Origin of the sequence: Pseudomonas sp. TAA207, assembly GCF_001529285.1 — a bacterium.
Lineage (GTDB): Bacteria > Pseudomonadota > Gammaproteobacteria > Pseudomonadales > Pseudomonadaceae > Aquipseudomonas > Aquipseudomonas weihenstephanensis.
The window spans coordinates 34,594-56,889 of the sequence record NZ_LLWJ01000057.1 but is presented as its reverse complement, the minus strand read 5'-3'; the positions used below and the strand labels follow the sequence as shown (position 1 = coordinate 56,889).

Here is a 22,296-nt window from a genome sequence, read left to right as displayed (position 1 = left end):
ATGAGCATCTTTGACGGTTGCCGGGTTGGGCCATGTTGGCTAGTCGCTCGGGAGATTCTGCTCCAGGCCGTAGGTGTCGTTTTCGTCTTCTGAAATGGTGTACCACGTGCAATAGGTTTGCCGGCTCAAATCGCCGCGCGCATTGAGGGTGTGCGTTGGACGACCCAACGCATCGTAGAACACTTGATCGCTGTAACCGCTCTTGCGCAGTGACTCATCCTTGATGTAGCGATGCTGGTCGGCGAAGTAAGGGCGATAGTTGCGAATGGCCAGACCTTTGTTGTTGTATTCGACCCTGCTACTCACCCGCCAGCGCCGTTCACTCTGCTCAAGCGCAGGCCTGCCCGCTGAGTCCACTTCAAGTGCTCCGTCGGTATTGACCTTGTACGCAATGCCGCCAGGGGCTAGCTGCTTGGTTTGCAGGAGTCGGCCAAACCCATCGCTACAGCTCAGGTTGATGCGGATAAGGGGCGCTGGCTCATCGGCGTTGGCGGGGTATCGATCTGCCTGCAACACGACTGAATGCACCGGCTCACGCTGAGTTTTTTGTAGCTGATCATAAAACTGCTTATCGCTGGGGTTACCCATGTCCAGTGTCAGGTTGCGTGCATGCTCGCGAACGTATCCGTTGGGCAGCAAGTAGCCTTGAGTGATCCAGTGCAGACGTTGGGCAGAGGGAGGTACATACCCCATCCAGCTGAACGGGTTGTAGAAGCTGGCGGTGGCAGCGTTCAATAGCGCGCTTTCAGGGTTTTTGATTGCGTTGTCCGGGCTGTCGTCTTCAGGGGGGCGGTAGTCTGACAAGGGCTTGAAGCCTGCGGGCTGACCGCGTTCCTGACCGAAAAAACTGGTGGCGCGTAATTGGCCAAACGCGTCATACCGTGCTTGTTGCTGAGTGCCTTGCGGGTCGGTGATGTTTACAGGCAGTAACAGTCGATAGTCGTATTGGACTTTCGTCATGCAGCCATCCGCGGTTTTGACAGAGGCGATCTGACAGTAGTAGCGATCGTGCTGGAAATGGGTTACGCCATGACTTTGGGTTGGGCGAACACCGTATGCCCGGTAAAAACCTTGTGCGGCGTTGTAACGGGTAAAGTTTTTTTTGATAGACCAAATGGGTGTCGCGGTCGCGGGTTCAGGTAAAAACAGTGACATCCGATGATAGTGCGCTTGCGTCAGAGCGCTCTCCAGGTCGAAAGGTTCGGCGCCAGGCAGCTGCGGGATGTCTTCGTAGGCTTTAAGCGAATGCTCATCAAGTTCCGCTGTTTCAGTGTGATCGGCCAAGGCCTGAAAACTGGCTTGCCCGGAAGGGAGCGCTTTAGAGGCTTGAACACCTCGGTAATATTGTGTAGACAAACTTACCAATGTGCGTTGCGCTTGAACTCCCAGAGGCGCGTCAGCGTGCTCATCAATGAAGTGCTCATAACTGATTCGCTGGGGGGTCAATGCTTGGGGGGTGTTGCCTTTGGCAAGTACCAGAGCGTTGGTTCGCTGCCGGTAGGGCAAGTGCAAACGCCAACGCTGAGGATTGTCCAGATGAATCGACTGGCTTCTGGTCTCTGTCAGGTAATACGACTGTTGCGCTGAGTCATGAGTGTCCTGCCACCACTGTGCCTGATAGGTATCTGTGAATGGAGAGGCATCGAGAGGTGTTTTACGGCGTGCGTAATGTACCGTGACGCTGTGAGTCAAATCGCCATAAGCATCCCAGCGCAAATTGATCGTGTGCTGGCAGGCGGGATCAGCGGCCTCACGTTCGTAGCGGTAACTGATGGTCTCAAGGTTCAGTGCCAGCATGGAGGCGTGATTGTTGACCTGGCGTATCAGGTAGCGCTGCTGGCTGACTGAGTAGGGGACGGCTGTAGAGCGCGGGTCTTTGGCGGCATATACCTCTTGGCGTAATACCAAGCCAGCCAGTGCATGATTGATCTCCTGCACAACGTCCGCGATACCAGAGGCTTTAATGAGTGTGTCGTGTGATTGATCGCCGGACAGACGGCTGAATGCTGTGTACCCCAGTGGATGAGCGTTTGCATCCAGGCTGAAGTAATCACTGCGCAGCAGGTCCGTCGCCTTGCCGGTGTGGAACCAGGTTTTGCTCATGAGAGGTTCAGTGTGCTGAGCAGTTGTGGTGAGAGTGGCGGATAGCTGCGTATCTGTATCGGTCTCTAGCAGCAAGCCGAAGCCCTGGAACTTGCGTTCGTGCCCATTGTAATAACCTTCGCGGTATTGGAATCGCCGGGTTAAGCGGTTGCCGCTTATGGCATCGTGTTGTTGCTGTTGGGTCACCAGATGCAATGGGAAGGGGACACCACAAATTGAAGGTTTTTTTGCTTGTGAGCGCTCTTGTTTTTCGTCCAGCCACTCTTGGGCACTGCTGCGGTAAGTCAATGTGCCACTGGCGCCCATATTGTTATCGCTGGCAGTAAGTAAATATGGCTTGCTGCTGACAAAGTCGTAACGCCAATGTGCAGGCGTGGCATGGGGGATCGACACAATCAGGCTCGAACATCCCAACCCTTGAAGGTCTGCGGTGCTGACCCGGCAGCTGCTGTCATAACGCGCGCCTTGAGGCCATGGCAAATGCAGGGGGGAGGCTTCAAGGCCATTGCCAAACAGGTTCATGAAAATCAACGCGTGTTCGGGCTCAAGGTAAATCAAATCCACGGCGCCTGAGCCATCCAGATCAGCCATTACAACCCGTGAAGCATCGAACTGCGCGTAACTGAAAGGCAGGCGGGCAAACACAAAGCCCTTGCCGAAACGCCCGCGACCCAGGTTTGGCCAACACTTTACTTCGTTGTGGCGAATACGAATCAAGTGTTGTTGCCCGCTGCCCAGAATGTCGCTGAAGGCCACCAGTTCTGAGGGTGAATGACCGATTACTGGCAGCGCATCATCATCCACTGGGTGAGGGACTTCACGCCCAGGCGTAAACCCCTGATCCCCTTGATTGATGTAGAGCCGGACACTGCGGGTACCAATAAGGGCAAGGTCGTGAATACCATTGCCCATCAGGTCGGCCAGTTGCCCCTGAGGGTGAAAGAACTCCACGGGAAGCGCCGCGAACGTCGCGAAATCCGACCAGCGCCTGCGCGAGTTCAAAGTGAAAAAACCACTCATGTCGGGTTGGGCGAGGATCCAGTCCAACTGCCCATCACCATTGAGGTCGGCCAACCGCTGGCGCAAGGATTCACGGCTATCGCTGACAGGCATCGTGGGCAGCGTTTGCAGCGGGCCATACACCACCGCATCGGTGTGAGTCCCATGAGTGTCTCTGACGGGTTCACGGTATTGCCACAGTCTGTCGTGACCATAAAGCACACCCGGCAAGCCGTCACTGTACAAGTCGACCATTTGATAGCGTTGCCCATCGCCTGGCCCTTGCAGGGCTTGAAAAGGCTGATACCGCGCCGGGTCAGCCGTTAGCTCGAATGAGCTGTAGGTCAGCTCCAGCGGCGGCCAGTACTTGGTAACACCCGCCGCATCGAAGGCTTGGCTATGGAACGCGCTCAGAAAGCTGGCCCCCAGCCCGCTGGTTTTATATTCAAGGAGCATGCGCTTTACCAGCACAGGTTCTGGCCCCAGCGCTGTTTCCAGGGGGAAATAATGGAACGTGAGAATTTGTTTGCACAGGCGACGGCTTCCCAGCTCAAAGCCGTACACGTAGCTAAAAAACGGATCGGGGCGTAACTGCCACGTTTGTTGCTCGGTGTAGCCCGGTACTTGGCTCAAGCTGGTTGAGCGTTCCCCGTAGTCAAACCACATTTCAAAATGCCATTGTTTGTCGGCGAGCACATCAGATGACCACAACTGTAGGTCAGACGTTGCCTGGAGGTTGCCGTAACAAATCCGTTTCAGATAGCACTGGCTGCGGAAGTCACGAGGCAGCTCAGCCTCTGCGCTCGGAACCTCACGTTTATAGTCGTAGTAAATCTGTTCACCGAGAGGGGACAGACTTTCTTCAAGTAACCACTCCGCGACATGTTGCACTGCACTGTGGTCAAAGCACCGCGCGCTGCGGGTTTTGCCATAAAAGTGCAGGGTTCCATCGGCACTTTGTACCAGCCAGAACCCCCCGGGATCGGCGCTGGACGACCAGTGTTCAACGCGCGAAAAGGTTGTTTCAACGCGTGGAAAATAACGTGTAACGGTAAAAGAGGTGTTCAGTTGCAGGGTATTGAATTGTGTCGTTGATGTGGTTTTGACGGTCCCTGCCTCAGTTTTCTCCGGACTCAGTTCGCCACCCCCGGGGCCTACATACGCCTTGTCTGCATCATAATCAGGTGCGCCGCGATCGGTGTTGCGCCTGATACTGCCGGGTGATGCTGTCCAGCCAAGGCCAAAAGGTCCGTTACCCAGTGCACTGCTGTAATTGAGACTCAGGGTTGGGGCGAACCCCCGCCCTGAAGAAATGGGCAAAGGCACGCTGAATGAGGCTCCACCGGTCGCTCCTATGGCACCCCAACCCGTACCGATGCTCTGGATGGCACCTCCGCCCTTGGGCAGCGACGGCATGAAAGTCTCAACGCTGGCGTGTTGTTGTGTCATACGCGCTCTCCTGCGCTTTTGGCGGTATAGCGCACATGAACGATGACGTCACTGAGGGAGTCGAGCATCGACTGCTGGGCGGCAGGGTTAGGGAACGACAAGATCCAGCGTGAGACTGCCCCGGTGTACTCGAACGGCAAATATCGATCGTCACCTTCAAAGTTGAGCGTGAACAACCCGTTGTCATTTAATCCGGTCGATAAAGCGATTTGCTCTCTGACACGCAGGTTGGGATAAGCAAAGTCAGCGTTCTGCGAGGTCTGAATCGTGCTGTAGGTTTGAGTCAAGGTGGCGCGAATATCTTCATAAGGACTTAGCGTTGCGGGGAGTGAGACGCTGATGCTTTTAATTCGTCGCAGGTAATGACCCGGATAATCGGCGTCAAACATGGCTTGGGTTATTTCAAATGCAACGGTTCCCCTGGTTTTCAACGACGCGCTGATTTCTGGCCACGACATGTTCAACGTGGCGGAAGTATCTTTTGCCTGCAAATGACGCAATGAAACCGTTTTTGTGATCTCCAGCGCGCGTTGATTGTGTTGAAGGTAGGCGGTGTGCATGGTGATAAGGCTGAGTTTTAGCGTTTCCCCTGCGGTGAACCCGCGGTGATGGTTATTCCAATTGGCTGTGTGAATGAATGTTCGACTCGACTCTGCCCGCTCGTACTGCCAGCACGCTTGAGCGTCCAGGCACAGCGCAAGTGCCGCGTCATAGGCCTGTAAATAAAATGTCGACAGCTGGGCGCTGAGCCATTGATACATTTGAGGCGCAGTGAATCGCTTATTAAGCAAGTCGTAGGCGATCTTGGCTTGACTGAGTGCGGTGGCTGTCGATTGCAATTGCAAACGGGTGCTATTGGATTGTTCGGCATACGCTTGAACCTGCGCCTTCACTTGTGACAACTCAAGACGTGACTGATCCAGCGCATGCTCCCACTCCTGCGCACGGCGGTTGAACAGTTCATTACGGTCCAGATGATTAGCATTGGCGCGCTTTTCATTGGCCAGAAGTTGCACGCCGGCCTGGACGGCATAGAAGCCACCTTCAAGCCGCCATCCGCCATTGGAGGTGCCAAAAATATTGGGAGGGATTATGGCCAGCCCTGCTGCGGCTTGCAGTCCAAAAGCCACGCTTTCTAACGATGCGCTGGTTTGCAGTTCCTGAGTCGCCACGTGTTCGGCAGAACTGATGCGCTCTTTAAGCAGTCGCTCAAAGTGGGTGATACGCGCTTCGACTATTCGTTGACCGGCTAATAACGCCAGTTGGTTTTGTTCGTCCACCCGAACACTGTGCGCGTGATGTTCGAGTGCATGTGCAGCAAGCTGCCAAACATGCTGGTGTTGCAGCTCTACTTGCGCGGCCTGTTCCTGACGCTCAATCATTGACAGCAGACTGTTGCCAAACAGGATCAGGTTGTCGACAGCGGCCATTGCCTGTGCGTAGATCACGTGAAAGCGATAATGCCCCACATGGACAGGCTGGCGCGTGCGGCTCGAGGTGCTCCCCGTCATGTGTCCCTGGCTATAAAGAGCAAGCAGGCCACGGGGTGCCAGAGGCGCGACATACAGCGGTATATGTAACGGTTTACCGGTTATGTCCAGATGCTGGCGCAGGTTGTGCAACCGCGCGTCAATTTTCTTCCAGCGCATCAAGAGGTCGTTATTTATAGGGGCGCACAAGTCCGGTGTGTCCAGAGGCATGTAGTGCTGCGCGCCCAGTGTTTCTCGCGCGAGAGGCGGCAGGCCAGAATCAGGTTGCAATGCCATGCGCTCCGTCTCACGCAGGGCGCTATCAGGTCGGCTAGCCAATGTCGCCAGCGTAATAGTTGACCACGGCTCAATCTTGCTGATCTCTGGCAAGGGTCCAAGCAAACGCTTGGCGCGTACATACCAGAGCTTGGCTTCAGATAGGCTCTCTGCGGTCATCTGTCGATAAGCCGCATCTCCCCGATTGAGCAAAATATCGATGTACAACAAAAATAATGCCTGACGAAAGTAGACCGGTGCGCTGAGTGCAATTTGATTTGGGTCCAGAGGGTTGTCGCGAGCATAACTGGGTTCTGAGTACGCGGGCGTCAGTGCTGTTAGCCCCCAATAGGCCTGGGTATGCGGCGCAGTTGGCTGATTACGGCTGGGGTCGAATAAGTATTTAAGCCATGACTCGGCCTCGGCATAGCGATGCTCGGTGTGTAAACGATGAGTAATGAGCCAAGGTAAATAAAGAAATAACTCCCATAAGTACTTACCGTAAGCGCCATGAAAGTCGGCAGGTTTATGGGGGCCGCCAGGGGGGAGTGACGGGTCCATCAGAGGGAGGTTTGATAAGGAAAATACACTCGCCATATCAACATTCGCTGCGCGGGTTAACTTATCAGCAAGGCCGGTGTTGAGGCGTATGAAGGGCAGATTGAGGCTATTTGACGGGTCGGACTTTGGAATGGAAGAGGTGCTGAAATCCAAAAACTCTGCTGTGCCGTTGTCGGTCGATGCAAGGCGGCTGATTTTAGGCCCCATAGGTATATCGCTTCGGGCGCGGGCATTGAGCGTCACCTCAAATGCTTTGAGCGCATACCCCAAAATGATTGAGTCGGAATCGTCGATATTTTGTTCTCGAATCAAGACGCCATGGAATATATGAATGTTCAGGGTGTCGGTTTGCATCAGCATATAAGGGTCTATGCTCAGCTGCGCTGTATGGATTTGGCCTGCTGTTAACGATGTCAATCCGCCTTCCAGGTTTCGGCGCATTCCATTGGGGCCTCCCACAAGGTGCGTATTGGTGATGTGCACGTGTCTTGGGTAGTGACTCGATGATTCCACTTGATGGGGTGTCAGTATTATTTGTCTGTAAGTCCGGTTAGAGCGTTTGATCCTAAGGGCCTTAAAGTGGATCGGCTGATGAGTTTGATCGCTACTAAAGGAAAGGTTGGCCGAGTAAGTGGTATCTTCCGTGGCAAATAAATGGTTGAAAAAAATCGCCGGGATTGTCAGGTCTTCAAGGTCAAACGCTTCGAAGACATTATCGTTATATGACAGCTTTGAAACTCTTTCAGTAATGGATGATGATTCTTTTTTTTGCAGGTGGGTGATGATGTCGGGAAAGGCAATTTTTGTTTTATTGCATGTGATTGAAAGCGTTAAGCGTTCATTGAAGACGGGATTTGAACCTGGGTGGCGTAAAGATAAAGAGGCGTTCTTATATAAGGCAATGCGGCTTGCTCCCCCATTTTGTGGTACCTCGACAGCCAACGTGATGGTGAGGCTTGACGCTGCTTCTTCGGCGTGCAATGTGACGGTTTTGATAGAGGGAAAGGATGTGTCCAGCGAGGAGCTGATTTCCAGCGTTGATGTAGTTTTGTTAAATGTCAAACCAATACGCTCGGGCGTATTGTTGATATGGTCCTGTGTGCCGTTATAGTTCCATCTGTCTGCTTTGACATGGGGGGAAGTCAGGTTATGGGCTTTGAAACTTACAATGTCACTCGCGGGGGCATGGAACTGTAAGTTTTCTTCGTTATGTTTCGCAAATGTGATCAGGTAGCGATTGGCGTCCACCGCCAGGTAGCTTGGAAAAAACCGGACTAAGCTGCTAAGCGATCCCGATGAGACCAGTGGAGAAATATTAAACTGGCTGTCCATCTGTACGGCATGAGAAAAGTTAAAGTTTGCGCCATTGGTACGGTGATTGGCGTGCAGCGGTTGGTTTTGGGCATCGAAATGGCTTGCCAAACCTAAGAATAAGGTCGCGGGCGTCGTTTTTGAGTTCAAGACGGCGACCGTTCGGATCGAAGACATTAAATCTTGCGGCGTTAAAGCATTCAGTGACTTGCTGGTGCAATTTTCATCAATGCACACTTGGGGGCAACTCCAACTCCCATCCAGTTTTTTATACGAATAATGCAGGCGTAATCGGGTGTAGTACCGGCCAAAACGCAAAAGTCTGTCAGGGTTCTTGTAGTCGATTTCACCGATGAGGGCGGGCAGTTCCTGGTGGCTGAATTGAGGCTTTGTACATTGGGCCCAAATGACGAACAAACGATTGTTAAAGCACACAGGGCGAATACTTTGTAGCGGGATATCCTCCGAAGCAGGGAGGGGGACATCCATCCAGTCTGACCATGCGCCTGGGGCCGGGTAGTTTAATGAGTCCTGCGCGGCTCGTTCAGTGGTTGTTGAATAGGTGGGTGAACGCATGTTCAAGGAGCGGTAATAATAGGTGTTGCTGCCTTTGGACTTTGCAATTAAATAGTAGGTGCTGTCTGCCATGTTCTCGGCAGTGCCATCGATATACCCATTGATCGTGTGTAGGTTAATGATTTCCTCAAGACGCCCCAGGTAGCGTTGTACCGCGGTGTCGATATGGCTTTGCTGTAGGCGGGATTGATTTATATCATTTTCCAATTGTTGAAAAATGTCTGATTTATTCTGGCGGAGCGTGGGGCTTAGATAGTTAGAAGGAAAGTGCCGCAGTTGCTGGCTTGCGTGCCACACAGAATAACTGTACAGGCTGTTTTCCCAGGTATGAATCTGTTTTGGTGTCATGCCCTGAATGTCGTAGCCTGGCTCAACACCAATAGAAATACTATTGATGTACTGTTGTAAACTCTCTGTCGCGCACGCCACTCGGCTGGTGGGAACGGACTGGCTGATTTGCACATCCAATAGCCAGTGCGCATATAACTCATCGGCTGTTCTTCCAGGCAGGAGTGTGTTGTCTGTTGGCGGTTTCTCACCCGCAGGATCGACTTCATGTAGATAGAAGGACAGCTGAGCGTCCCGTAGCCTTTCATTGAGTTGCTGTTTGAGACCATGCGACATGTTCATTCTTGAACCCTTCTAGATATTAGGAAGTTAAACAGCCGTCGCCATGACAGCTTCGCCGACGCGTACCCACTCATCGCCTGGGGCATCCACGTCCAAGTTTGTCGCGGTCAATAATATTTCCGCTGACAGCCCTGTGGTATTGGAAGTGTGTTGGCATCGAACGATCCACTCCAGTTGTGCGACAGATTGAACCCGTGTCCAGTTAACTTCGCGCAGGAGGGATTGGATTTCACTGACGGCCCAGCCCAGTAATCGACTTAAGCGCAGACTGGTGTCGGTCTCTGTCGTGCCGTCCAGCCCATTGGCGAATTGTAAGTAATTTATTAGATCACTCTCTGTGATGGGGTAGGTTTGAGTCATCTGTTTGAGTTGTTGAAAAAGGTACAGTGTCGTGAATGTCAGTTTTAATTGAGCCTCTTTGTTATTCGCTTTATCCAACCAGTGCGGGTTTAGCAAAAAAACCTGTAGAGCCGCAGTACTGAGCGGCAATGCCAGGGCAGTAACGGCGCCAGGCATCGCCAGCAAGCTGTGTTTTAACTGCTTGCGCGTGTCAGAGTTGCCCAATGCATTGGCCATGTTGTACGTTGCGTGTTTGTAAACTGTAGTAAATAGTTCGCTCGTTTCGGGCGTGGTGGTGTCTTGGAATACCTTCCAGAGATGGCCTTTCCAGGGCAGCAGACGTTGATAGGCTTGCGATAAAAAGGGTTTCAGTGTGCTTACAATAGCCACTATTACTGCTTCTTTGGCTTGAGGCTCTTTAATGCCGTCAGCCAACTTCTCTGCCGCCGACTCTAGTCCCTGGAGTGATTTATCCGGATCAAGGTACTCGGGTAAAGACGGGAAGTTTTTAAGCAAGCACTTGGCAAGTATTTGGCCTTGGCTAAACTTGATGTTTGCTGATGCGAGTGTTGATTTTAAACTACTTCCAGGTATTTCTTCGTCGGCCAACAGGCAGCGTTCTAACTCAATAAAGGCGGCGTCCAGCTGCTGGGCATATTCATTTATGGCAGAGGGCGACTGTGACGTTTCAAGTCTTAATTGATGACGAACTTTTTGAATGCTGGTATCGGCCTGTTTAAACCACTGGGTGGCCCAGTCCATTTGCATAAGCACGTCGAGCAGGTCGGGAGCGGAAGGCGTCAAGGTACTTCGCAGCGTCGGGACGGTCAGTTGTTTGCTGTGGCTGACACCGCCCAATAATTCAGCCAGTTGCACGCTTTCTTTGACTGATAAATTGAAGAGCATGGCTATCCGTGCCTGACGATAAAAGCTCGACAGGGTGAGCAAGTCTTTTTTGGGGGAGGGTATATACTTCTGAACCTGATTAGACAGTACGCCCAGTGAGTCTGGCGTAGGGCTGAGCGCAAGGCTCGCGCCGATTTTAGACAAACAGCTCAATGAATCGGGGTCAGGGCTGACAAGGTTTAAAGGGCTGTCGTCCAGTAGAAGTGAGGCATTGAACAGTTGATCGTTATTGAACACACGGTCATACAACGAAGCCGATTGTGCCTTGGCATGAATGGGCAGACGGTGCAGCAAGGCGCAAAATTCATCGACGTTCAGGGTATAGCGCTGACTTAAGTAACGGTAAACCCCTAATGCCCGTACGCTGTGCTCATTGAGGGTGAAAGGCGCAGAGAGTGATTGGGCTCGCACGGTACTGTGCAACAATAATTTTAAATCGCTGATGGACATGTTAGTCCAGCGGTGCAGCCGAATGACACGCTGCAAACGGTCAAGCTGTGTCACGTCAAGTCCAATCAGTTGCTGGGTATTGTGTGTTTTATCAAGGCGTATGCCCATCGTTAAAAAGTGGCTGTAATGTTCGGTGTCGTGTGGTGCTGATGTCGTTACATTCACTGATTTTATGGGGGTGAACGTTTCGACAGACAGTACTTCGTGAAGCGCTTCGGTATTGAGTTCGGTTCTTTCCATGAAGTGCGAAAGCGTGCTCAGGTGTTCAAGCGTTGAGTTGAAGTTTTGCTGAATAAATAGGTCTTTTGTACGCTCGTCAGCTTCGGCTTCTATGAGTATTTTGTATTGCTGCGGGCTGAGTGTGGACAGTAATTTTTGAGCTTCCAGGCTGTTTTTTTGTACTTTTCCATAACCGGTGGCGGCCTGCTGATTTATGGGTAACGTCGTGCTGATTTTGTAGTTTATTTCTCCCAACATTGGCCTGTAGCCTGTTAAACCCAATACGCATTGTTCGCGAGGAAGATAGAAGGGGAGCGTGAAGGGAAATCGCTTTTCTGCCAGCACCTCCTCGACGCTCCTGGTGCCATATACCGGTGTGTTATTCGCCAGATGCAATTGGATGTGTGTTTGTAAAGTCTCGTTCACCAGCGTTAGCATCGGGAGCCGGTGGTTCACCGCATCCAAGTCGATGACCATGTCTTTCAACGTCGGGCGACGTGCATCAAGGGTGTTTTTCGGGTGCAGCCCTTTTCCTGTTTTCTCGATGTCCAGTGCAAATAAATACAAAGCCCGCACATACGCAGCCGGAGAATCAAGTGCTGCAAGGGAATCCCCGGAGCACACTTCGCTGCCGGTATCTTCGAACAACGTGGTATAGGAGGCTCCGTATTGTTCTGTGGCTGAAGTCTTGCGTTTACTGCGATTTTTATCCGTGGTTGAGTGACGTTGTTCGCGGTGATGAAACTCAATTTGCGCGGCATAACTGACAGCGGTCTCGTAGACCTGGCCGGCATCTTCATCACAATATTGAGAGACGCTTTCGATGAATTCAGACTTAGACAGGCGGACTACATCAAATATTGAATAGAGGCGCATGTGCTGCATGGCCGCTTCAAAGTTGAGTCTGTCAGGTGCGGGAGGACCTGCATTGCTGGCCAGTGACAATAGCAGTGCGGAAGGGCTGTGCATGTTCATGAACTCCAGTGAGCCAAGCGGGGTATCCACGAGGGCACTTGAAACTAACACTGGGTTACACGTGGGTCGGGTCAGATCGTGCCGTTAAGTTATTAGGAGATATCGTTTATAGTTTGAAGTATTTTGGGTGTGCGGTTCTGTTCTGTCAGCGCAGGGTGAAGGACAGGTTGTAATAAAGGCAGGGCATGGCTTAATGAAAGTTGGTTGTTGGGTCGTCGCTTATATTTCAATAAGTCATTTGTGTTCTGCGTCGTAACGCCGCCTACTGGCCTGCCGGTTGTTATTTGAATATGGCTTCGTTGCCTTTGTGCGTAACTGTCACGCTGCGTTTCAGGCTGTCCTCAAGACTCGACTGCATATCCTTGACGCTGATGCCAAGAAGCTGGGACGACTCGATGTTTGACCCTCGGGTAAAAAATATGACCTCCTGGCCATGTTCTAACTGCGTGTGGATCTGACGCTTGGAGACCGGTGAAGGCGATCGTGAGCGATTTTTCGAGGATGACGCCTGGACCCCACTGTCAAAGCGGCCCTTTATCGAGCGATTGCGGCCGCTATGCCCAGCGCGCAAATTCTCGCTGGCACTGTTCATGTCGCGTAGCAGGGTGTGGGTGAGATCCGGGCTCATTGAGCTGCTCGCGTACTGAGTAATACTCGTGCCCAGTGAAGGTGCGATCGATGACATGACGGCGACAAATGATTTTTTGCTCAGCGCTTTATTTTTGTACCTTTCAGTGTAATTACGGATGGTCTCCCACGAACTACGGTGAGAAAGATCAGTCCCCTTCACCTTAATTTTGTTGGCGCTTGAGGTGAAACTGGGGCGCTTGAGCTTCATACCGCTCTTGTGGGCGCTGACTTTCCTGGGGTTGTGTTTTTTTCTATATTTCCACCTCTGGCTTACAGCCAGCCCACCTATGTCGATATGGGAGGCGGGGTTTCCGCCGACGAAGGCATAACGGTTGGGACCATCAATGTCGCCCGCCGGGTCGGGACTGAGCCAACGACCCGTCCACGGTTCCAGATATCGCGCACCGTAAAAATATAAACCGCTGGTTTGATCGCGCTCCTCGCCGGAGTAACGAAAGCGCTTAAGTTGAGCTTGAGCCGTGCTTTGCCCTGTAGCGAACAGGGTTGCACCGTTGGCTGCATAGTGTTCATAGGTGAGCAGGTTTCCCTCCCCGTCAACTTCCATGACCGCCGACCCCAGCATGTCGGCCAACTGGTAGCGTTCCTGTGCGGTGGGCAGGCCTGTGTCGGGAGCCGCATTGCTCCACTCCAGACGCTCAAACGTGAGGTGGTTGCCGTGCTTTTGGCGTGTACGCCGTAATTGGACCGAGCATTGGCCCTCAACGGTTAAGCAACTGACCTGCAAACTGCCAAAATCGAACTGGTCCTCAACCTGCGTGTTGCCTGCTGTGCCTGACACCGATGTTTTGCGTCGCCGATAGGCGGCGCCAGAGTAGGAGAAGTAGTCGGCGCCTGCTCGCGCGTTGTCGACTGTTTCGCCCACGTTGATTGATGCGATCTGGTTATGCCAATTCCATTGGATTGGACGGTCATCAGGCGTTTTTACCTGATTACCGTTGTCGTCGAACCAGGTGTGTACCGCCGTGGCAGATTCGCCGGTTTTCAGTACGGCACCCCGGTTGGAGTCTGGTGCAACAGTCAGCTCAGCACACCACGCATTCGCCCCGGCGCTGAATCGCGTGGTGCAGAGGTTACCGCCATTGTCGAAGGTATAGCCCAGCGTGTAATTGGCAGCAGCTGTCGATGCAAAAAATGGATTGAAAACACCGCCCATGGCGTCGGCAAGGCTGAGGCTTTGCAGCGCAATACCGGTCGATTGAGTAAGCCGGTACAACGCATCGTAGGTGTAATCCTGATCAAGCGACACCCCCTCAGGCAGGGAGGGCACTGCGCCCTGCGCCTTGTTTTCAATATGGGTGACATTGCCGACAGGGTCGTACCAATACACAAGGTTTTGAAGGTCTTGCCCGTCTTTGGCGCGGGTTGTTCTGATACCAGTCATCTGCTGTGTATCGGGATCGTAAGCGAGAGCGACCGTTATGAACGGTGTATTTGCCGCGTTCACGCAGGAGCCGCCAATCTGCTGGCCGTGGATGTCATAGGCCAGCCCGGTCATCACCACGCGTTCGACTTCACCAGCGGCGGTGAACCAGGTGCCGTCTGGTAAGCCCGCCACGTTGTAGGCCACTCGCTGGACGTTTACGTGAGGATCAACCGTCGTTACCGTTTGCCCTAAGGCGTTGTAAGTGAATCGTGTCACTGATTCCGGTGATTTATCAGGCGCACCGGCCAGGTCGTCAGTGGCCATTTGACGCTCAAGATCGGAAAAAAGCCCAGGCCAATTGTTGGCCGAACTACGCCAGTCGGCGGTGTCCTGGTAGCGTGCACGCACCCGCACGGATGAGTCCATCGGCTGTCCGAGCAAGGTGTATGCGTTGTTTTGTTGGCGTCCCGCCCCGTCATAGACGATGAACGGCCGGTCGAACAGGTTGCGCTCAACGACCTGCTCGATGGGCGAATGTGCAGCGCTGTCGAGGCTGTCACCGTAGATCATGCGTTCGGCTACCAGCGGCCCGCAAGTGAGCGTTCGGTTAGCATCGGGTCCCGGCCAGACTGACGTTGCCGTAACTCGGTGTCGACTGTCGAAACTTGGAATCATCACGCATGCGCGGCCGTCGTACTGGTAGCACAGCGCGCCGTTAATATCATGCAAGGTGCAGTAGGTCCCTGCGTCCGCATTGAAGGTTTTCAGAGCGTTGCCTGACATGCTGTAAACGGTGCGCGAGTTGACCCTTTCCTCATCGGATAGCCGTGGGTCAGCAACCGACAGCGCAAATCCCTGCACACTGAACGTGCGGTGGGTGGTGAGCATTAAGGGGGCATCGGGCGCTGTGCGCTCGACGCTGCGTACCGGATGGTCAAGGGTATCGAAGTGCACGGTTGAGGGGGTGGTATCAAAAGCGGCGGCTTTCAAGAGTGCATCGACCGCCCACGACGGCAACGTCAATTGTCCCGACAGGTAGTTCTGATAGTAGGGCGAATCTTTGATCGTATCGTTTTCGTCATAGGTGGTTTCTGACCATGGGCCGTAGTCCTTGCGTGAGTAAAACGCATCGCGTAAGGCACCGAAAGGTCGCGCCGCTCGCAACAGTCTGCCCAGTGCATCATGAATATAGGTTTCTGGCGGCCCTATGGAGTCGAACGCAGCAGGATCGGGTGGGTACAGGCACGTGGTGGCGAAGTAAGGCTTGTAGATCTCGAAAGCCTGGCCTTTATTGTTGCGGCGCACCCGGCCCGTACAGCGCCAGCGTGCGGCGGCGTGGCCAATGCTGGGTAAGCCACCACTCAGGATTGGCGCCCCGGTGGCGTCGCAAAGAATGGCGTCGCCGGGTTCTGCAAGGGTCCTGGTGTGTACGGCTCGGCCCATGCCGTCTTGATACGTGATGGCCATGCGCAACCCACTTGCAGGTGTGTCGGGTGTGGCCGCATCGGGATATCGTTCGGCATCAAGGCTGATGGAGCCAACCGGGCCGCGGCCACTGACGTAGGCATGGTCGTCTGCGAAATAATAGTGAGCCGCTCCGCGTAAATAGCTGCCGGGGTCTGCTGTCAGGATTTCAAGGCTGGCTGGCTCGGGCCAGTCATACCAGGCAGTGTCGCTGATGGGCGAAAATCCTGTAGGGCAAACGACACCGTTGCGCCATTCGTTGCCATGGTAGGACACCGCAACCACCTGGCCGAGCGGGTCTCGCGCCGTTTCGGTGGTCAGTCCATTCACCGTCATGCGGCGCGGTTCGGGGCCAGCGTAGTCGACGGCATCGACCGTTGTCAGGTGTGGCATAACATCGCTGTCGCGGCCACTGTGCTTGATACGCGTGACGAAGAGCCAATCTGGGTCGTAGGTGAATGCAGTAATGGTTCCCGAGCGAGCCGTGTCATTTTGGGCGAAGGCGTCGCGTGTTTCGAGTGGGCGATAGAATTGGCTGCTGTTGCCGTAATGGATGCTGTCGTGCGGCGCCCACCATAAACCTTCGAGCGGTGCTAAACGGTAGCCCGCTTGGTCGCTCAGAAAGCCTGTCAATCCACCCGGCATCGGTAATTCGGCGAAAAGGGCGGTGATGGCGGTATCGGCAAACGCCGCCGTTTCAGTGCGTACCATCAGAGCCTGCATGGCTGGCAATGGCGAGGTTGTGTGCGCGCCACTGTCCTCCAGATAAAACGTACGCTGCCAGGACAGTAACTGCGCCGTTGATCCTGGGGCAGGGCTAGTCCCGTAGAGCGAAACAGGCCCGGCAAGCGCCTTGATACACGCAGCTGCGATGGTGTCGAACGCGTAGTAGCGAGCTGCGAGCGTGGGGGCATCGAGGGCACCCGATTCGATGTGGTAACTGCGCTGGTCAGTCGCCAAACCGATCAGCAAGTTGTGTGCCGTGTCGCGCGCAGGCATAAAATCGGTCGTTTCGCACATTACGTATTGCAAGGTTTGTTCGTCGATTTGCTGGGCACAGTAACGTCGCGCATAAGCGATGGTGCAATGGCGGGTGACGTTGCCGTAGTTGTCCAGGTCAAGGGTGAGCGTGTGATTGATACGCGGATCGTGTGCGAGGCCATCGTACTCACTGTCGACTGTTTCGCGTTCATGGCTAAAGAACACGCCATAGGGCACGAAGTCTGGGGCTTGAAGGTGTTGTGGCGGCGTATCGGAGGGGGCTTGCAGCAACGTGACCGTACACGCCGACTGCTGCACGCGGAACGGTACGCGCTCATTGAGCACGGGGTCGAGCGCGAATAATTCGCGCCGTATACACGTGCCTGCGGCAATGATCCTGGCCTGACGCTGTGCTTGTGCGTTGGTATTTTCGTGGATGCCAAGTACGTAGCGTGTCTGTAACTGCGGGAAAGCCTGGCTGTCCAGGGCGAAAAATTCGCGCGCACGAGCGGCTTGCAGATCCTCCTCAAGTTCCCAAACACCGAGTTCATACCACTCTCGTGTCAACGTCGGTGCGCCAATCTCACCGCCATCGGCTGCGCGCACCGACTCTTGCAGCGCCGCAGTGCGCCCGCGACCTATCGGCAGTGCCACGTCTGTGTGCTCAATCATGCCGAATCCACGGAACTCACGTTCGGCGGTGTCGTAGTAGCCGTGATGGTAGTTAAAGGTGGTGATCAGTTGAGTGTCCGAGATCGGATCGATGATTTCTTGTTGGGCGACCAGTTGCAGCGGGAAGGGTAAGCGGGTGACCCAAGGGTGGCCCGCGGCTTTGTCCTCAAGATAGAAACGGGTTGAGCTGACATAGCGCATCACTGTGGTGCTGCCCATGGGATCAGCAATGGTGCCTAGCAGGTACGGTTTGCCGGCACTGCAAAAATCATAAACCCATTGCACGGCGGCGGGCAGTTCCTGACGCACCAGCAGACACTCGCTGACGCCGTAGACATTGGCGAATGAGACTTGGTCCGGTGTGGCAATGCACATGGGCAGTGCGATTACCCGCGGTACGGCGGCGAAGCCATTACCGCCAAGGCTGTCATAAATCTCAACGCGGTCATTGTGCACATAGATCAGCGCGGGGCAGCCGCTGCCATCCAGGTCGGCCCATTGCAACCGGGCCGGGTCCCAGTTCGGGCCGAGCCGGGGAGCGCCGGCCAAAACCACGCACGCTGCGAATGCTCCCCAACCCAGGCTCGGCCACAGCTCGATACTCGCATCACGAATTCTGAAGCGTTGCGGCGTCCCGGCGCCCATAAAGTCGGCGAAGCCCGTGAGTTCGGCTAACTGAGGGCCGCCTGAAATGGCAAGACCCTCAGGTTTGACAAGGGTGCGCGGCGGCAAAAAACCGTTGGTCCCAAGGGATTCGCAATACACCAGGTGCGTAGGATCGATCCGTACCCGGTCGTTCCGGCCGGTGCCTGACAGGTCGGCCAGTTCAGTTTGCGCACCGAGATCGTGAAGAATTCCGCGAGGCAGCGCCACAAAGCCCTCCCAATGCGGATCGGGCATTGATGCCATGCGCCAGTAGCCGGTCGCGTCGCCAGCAGCGCACACCAGTGCGCCACGCCCATCGCTGTTGAGGTCAAGCCACTGGCCAAGGTCTGAGCGTAACGGTGCGGCTCGGGGCGGTTCAGGCGCATAAGCCACCACAGGAGCGGTGGGTGCTTCTTCGGTCTGGACGGGCGACCAGAACCGGGTCGCGGCCTCATCGCGGTAGAGGATGCCAGGCAGTCCCTCGCCATACAGGTCAGTCAGCACAGTGAAAGGCGGGGCGTTTGCGCCGGGCATGGGATCGCCGGTGATTTGGCGCATTAAGTGAAAAGAGCCACTGTCGGGTGCATAGGCTGTGTACCCGAGCACAAGTTCGGGTAACCCTTTAACCCGATAAGGTTGGCCTGGCCGGTGTCGCCAGCCTTCGCAATGCACGCCGACCAGAGCGCTGCCGGCAGGGTCTTCGGCGTACCGTAATGCGGTGACGTGAACCAAGACCGGCGTGCTCCCCCACACCTCATCAAAACGGTGGAACATGGCGATGTTGCGGCAAAGGCGATGAGTGCGGCGTTCAAAACCGGCGTTATAGGTGGAAAACGGATCAGGCCGGGCTGCCCAGCTGCGCACTGGCGTATGGGGCACGAGGTTGTCGGGGGTAAAGTCGTACTCGCCGTAATCGAAGACGATCTCGTAATGCCATTGCACCTTGTCGACGTCAGGCAGGTTGCCATCGGTTATCACGAGCGGGGCGCTGTTGCCGTAACAAATACGTTCGGGGTGGCGTAAGGCGCTGCGTAGACGTCCCTGTTCGTAAATGGCGCAGGTGATATTGGCGGCATCTTCTTGCTTGTAGCTGAAGCTTTGTGCTTCGCCCTTGGTGTCTATCGCGAGCTGTTCGCACCACGAAAAAATACGACACGGATCAGAGGGATCGCTAATGCGGCAAGCGCCGTCCAGGCCGAAATAACGCAAGGTGCCGTCGTGCTCGACGATGCGCCAGAAGGGTGCCCTGGCGCCATCGAGTAGGGTCCAGCGTTCGATTCGCAGTCCGTGATCCTCCTGGCGCGGTCGAAAGCGAAGCACATCATAGTCTGCACTGCCAAGGCTCAGGCGTGTCGCCCCGCCAACATCGGCGACCAACACGTTGTCGTCCAGCACAAACACGTCAGTGTCATCGTACTTGGGCACGCCGTGCGTGGTGCGCCGAGAGATGGCCGAACTTGACAGGGCGAAGCCCATACCTGCAATGCCTTGCCCACCCGTGGAGCTGTAGTCCAGCGACAGGTTTGCGCTAAGTGAGCGCGATTGGGTGCTAGGCACTGGAATATGCAGCGCACCCGTGCCCGTGAAACCGTTCGCCTGGAAGCGTTCGCCCATACCGCGCAATGCGCCGCCGCCCGATGGCAACTGAATACCGGCCCCAAGCCCCTCAACCCGGGGTGTGCCACTTACATTCGCAGTATCGTGCCCAGTACCGGGCCTGGCGTGGCCCTTGTTGTTCTGTGCCATCGCGTTCTTCCTTGTGCCGCGAGCGGGGTTATTGGCTAATCAGTTCGCCCCACCTATTAAGGCCGGGGCGTTGCGGGTCGCTAGCCGGGCACGTTTCATGCGGTAACTTGGCTTTTTTGGCCACTACGCAACCGCAATCAGCGCAGATTTTGTCGTTTAGACTCACTAGCGCATAGGCAGCCTTTTCGGGGTGGGTCATCAGCTTCGGGCAGGCAGTACAAGACGCCAGACGTGCGGCGTAGACCTCGTCAGTGACTGTTTGGAAACCCGATTTTGTCCAGGCCCAGAATGACTTTGATGCTTTGCTCACGAGTTCGAGGGTTGAGTGTTCTGGCGCTGAGGTCTGTTGTGGCGCAATGGCGACGGCCTTTGGCTGAGGGGGATTGTTTAGCAGAAAGTGAAGCATGGACGGCGTTTCACGGCACACAAACAGATTGCGGGCATATTCGGGATCTTGCAGAGCGCCGACCAAGACAGCTTCCGGGGCTGGGGCGCCGAGGCGCAACTCGCGGCCCAGACGCGCGCAGTCTTCGCTAAGTGAATGGGGTTGCTGGATCATCATGGCCTCACTGGCCATCGCGCTGGATGGCTCAAGGTTGAATAGTTCAAAATGCCGGTTTTGGGCGCAGCCGCGTCAGGCGGCTGCACCCAAGGGGTTGCTTTACGCGACGGTCAGTGAAGTTTTGCTCGCGCTCGGGTCGAGCGATGCACCATCCGCAGCGCGCACATTGACGACCGCGATGTCATAAGTGCCCGCTGCCAGATCAACGGACAGCACCACCTGCGCCGGATTGCCTGGGGCGAGCACCGCCGCGGTGGCGTGGGTGGCCGGTGTAATGCGGTAGTTTTTCAGGTTGGTCGCACTAAAAGCGCTCAGAGGGGCACTGAAGGTGAGAGTGAGATGCTGGCAGTCCTCGTCATAGCTGGCTGATGCAACCTTGAGGCTTCCCATCACCGGTCCACCGGCACAAGGCGGCAGTTCATCGCCGCTGACTGCTGCATTCATTACGCTGAGCAAACAAGTGAGCGATGCGCTTTCGTCACCTGCGTCGCCCTTGGCGATCAACGCCCTGAAAACTTCGCCCAATTGCTCGTTGGCCTTGAGTGTGGTGTCAGCCCATGCGGAGCCACCCTTGAGTACATTGCGCGAGAGTTCGCCCATGCCGACATACAACGCGCGGCCGCGGGTTAGATCGCCGTCTGGGTTGGCCACCAGGTTTGCCACGCCGAATGAGATCGCGGTGCATATCGCTGCATCATAGAGCGACCCAAGGCGTAATAACTCACCGCCGATCACGACGGTTTTCTGACCAAAGTTAGTGAACGCGAAGATATTGGCTCGCGTGCTGGTCCAGTCCAGGTAGCACCGTACATCCGGGTAAAAAGAGGAGAACAGCTGCGAGTAATACGCGGTCATGTCCTTGTTAGTGCTGTCAGACAGGGCGCGTTTAGGAATGTCGGGATCGAGAAGTTGTGCTTCCTGTTGTGGGGTGAACAGCATGGCGGCATCGTTGGGGACTGTGGTTGCCGACTCGGCGTGTGCAGCGAAGTTAAGACTGCTGGCAGCCGCGGTGGCGGTGATGGCGCTGGCTGAGCGGGCGCTGAAGACCGAAGCATGGGCCGCAGGGTACAAGGCTTTATAAGCGGGGGTTCCTACAACCGGGTCCGTAGCGGGCACCAGGTTGGGCTTCATCTTGTCCGTGTCCTGAAAGAGTTGCAGCAGGTAGTCGCCCGAGATAATGCCGTTGACGTTGATCAGGTGATTATCCAGGCTGCCGGTGAAGTCCTCGTATGAGGGAACATCCGTGGCAATGTGGTGTACGGCGCCAGTGAAATTGCCACTGTCTACGCGGTGAATGGCCACGTCTGAACCGCTCTCGTTGACCAGTTGGTCGACGCCGGGCACCAGTTGATCGGCGCGCTTGAGTTTGCCGCTGCCACTCAGTAAGAACAGTTGATTGGGCGAGGCAACCACGGATTTACCGTCGTCATAAGTGATCAGGAACATCAGGTTCCCGGTGCCGGTCGCGCTGGGCGGTGAGCCAGAGCTGAAGTGGACGATCTGCTCTGACCAGGACCAGCCGTTATTGTTTTTGGCTGCGGCCAGAACGGGATCGCCAATGTTGATGTCACCGATAGCCCGCATACCGGAGGGGATTGCGACCGGTGTCTTGGCTGAGAAACAGGAACAACAGCAATAGCAGATCTTCCACTGGAAACCTTGTGCGTAGCAGTCATCATTGCTCAGTGGCAGGTAGTTACCGCTGCGGTCCAGGCACTGTCCGGTCTGAACCGGGTACAGGTTGTCTTTGGGATTGCAATTGGGAATGGGTTTGCCTTCCCAGTCGGTGCAGTTACAGATGGCATGGAAACCGGAGGTTTGTTGGAATCCGTCGCAATGGTTTGAATTGCACAGGATGCGCTCGGACGGGGCGAGACGGTCGACACAGCTTGTCATGTTGAATTTCCTCTCTGGAAACGTCTTGCGGCCCCGGTGCCGCCGAGTTAGCC

At 55.0% G+C, this 22,296-nt stretch carries 5 protein-coding genes; all 5 read right to left on the bottom strand.

Translation table 11 applies throughout. The features are described from left to right. Nucleotides 1–39 precede the first annotated feature (39 nt). The 5 genes from AP059_RS05380 to AP059_RS05355 all read right to left on the bottom strand — a co-directional run bounded on the left by AP059_RS05380 (nucleotide 40) and on the right by AP059_RS05355 (nucleotide 22,243). Entirely contained in the window at nucleotides 40–4,551 is a 4,512-nt protein-coding gene (locus tag AP059_RS05380; protein WP_059762323.1) for a SpvB/TcaC N-terminal domain-containing protein, read from the bottom strand. After that, nucleotides 4,548–9,374: a neuraminidase-like domain-containing protein gene (locus AP059_RS05375; RefSeq protein ID WP_059762322.1), complete on the bottom strand. Its 4,827-nt coding sequence runs from the start codon at nucleotides 9,372–9,374 to the stop codon at nucleotides 4,548–4,550. Before AP059_RS05375 ends, AP059_RS05380 begins: the two co-directional genes overlap by 4 nt. 27 nt (nucleotides 9,375–9,401) lie before the next feature. Further along, nucleotides 9,402–12,257 carry a Tc toxin subunit A gene (locus AP059_RS05370; protein WP_059762321.1) on the bottom strand — a complete coding sequence of 952 codons (2,856 nt, stop codon included), beginning with the start codon at nucleotides 12,255–12,257 and terminating at the stop codon, nucleotides 9,402–9,404. 286 nt (nucleotides 12,258–12,543) lie between these two features. Beyond that, the gene (locus AP059_RS05365) at nucleotides 12,544–19,785 is read right to left on the bottom strand and encodes a SpvB/TcaC N-terminal domain-containing protein (RefSeq protein WP_059762320.1); all 7,242 of its coding nucleotides are present in this window, start codon (nucleotides 19,783–19,785) and stop codon (nucleotides 12,544–12,546) included. Between the two features lie 661 nt (nucleotides 19,786–20,446). Next, the gene (locus AP059_RS05355; RefSeq protein WP_059762318.1) at nucleotides 20,447–22,243 is read right to left on the bottom strand and encodes a Hint domain-containing protein; all 1,797 of its coding nucleotides are present in this window, start codon (nucleotides 22,241–22,243) and stop codon (nucleotides 20,447–20,449) included. Between the last annotated feature and the right edge of the window lie 53 nt (nucleotides 22,244–22,296).